General features: G+C 65.5%; 1 protein-coding gene. It reads right to left on the reverse strand.

All coding sequences use genetic code 11. From position 1 onward, the window contains the following. Positions 1–1,068: toprim domain-containing protein (locus ABT106_RS32050; protein ID WP_351284595.1), on the reverse strand; the 1,068-nt coding region annotated here is incomplete at its 5' end.

The following is a 1,068-nucleotide window of genomic DNA, read 5'->3' on the forward strand; positions in this document are numbered from 1 at the left end:
TCAGATGTCGAGGAAGCGGACGTCCTTGGCGTTGCGCTGGATGAAGGAGCGCCGGGCTTCGACGTCCTCACCCATCAGCACCGAGAACAGGTCGTCGGCCTGTGCGGCGTCGTCCAGGGTGACCTGGCCCAGTACGCGGTGGTCGACGTCCATGGTGGTGATGCGCAGTTCCTCGGCGTTCATCTCGCCCAGACCCTTGAAGCGCTGGATGGAGTCTTCCCTGATCCGCTTGCCGTTCTGCTTGCCGAGTTCGACCAGGGCGTCGCGTTCGCGGTCGGAGTAGGCGTACTCGAAGTCGTCCCGGCCCCACTTGATCTTGTAGAGCGGGGGTCGGGAGAGGTACACGTGTCCGGCCTCGACCAGCGGCCGCATGAAGCGGAAGAGGAAGGTGAGGAGGAGGGTGTTGATGTGCTGGCCGTCGACGTCGGCGTCCGCCATCAGGATGATCTTGTGGTAGCGGAGCTTCTCGATGTCGAAGTCCTCGTGGACACCGGTGCCGAAGGCGCTGATCAGTGCCTGGACCTCGGTGTTCTGGAGGATCTTGTCGATGCGGGCCTTCTCGACGTTCAGGATCTTGCCGCGGATGGGCAGGATGGCCTGGTACATCGGGTTCCGGCCGGACTTCGCGGAGCCGCCGGCCGAGTCGCCCTCGACGATGAAGATCTCGCACTTGGCCGGGTCGCTGGACTGGCAGTCGGACAGCTTGCCCGGCAGCGAGGCGCTCTCCAGGAGGCCCTTGCGGCGGGTGAGGTCGCGGGCCTTGCGGGCCGCGACGCGCGCGGTGGCGGCCTGGATCGACTTGCGGATGATGTCCGCGGCCTCGTTGGGGTTCCGGTCGAACCAGTCGTTGAGGTGCTCGTGGACGACCTTCTGCACGAAGGTCTTGGCCTCGGTGTTGCCCAGCTTGGTCTTCGTCTGGCCCTCGAACTGGGGCTCGCCCAGCTTCACCGAGATGATCGCCGTCAGACCCTCGCGGATGTCCTCGCCGGCGAGGTTGTCGTCCTTCTCCCGCAGGAACTTCTTCTCGCGCGCGTAGCGGTTCACCAGACCCGTCAGCGCCGCACGGAA

Origin of the sequence: Streptomyces sp. NPDC002044 (assembly GCF_040296725.1) — a bacterium.
GTDB lineage: Bacteria > Actinomycetota > Actinomycetes > Streptomycetales > Streptomycetaceae > Streptomyces > Streptomyces antarcticus.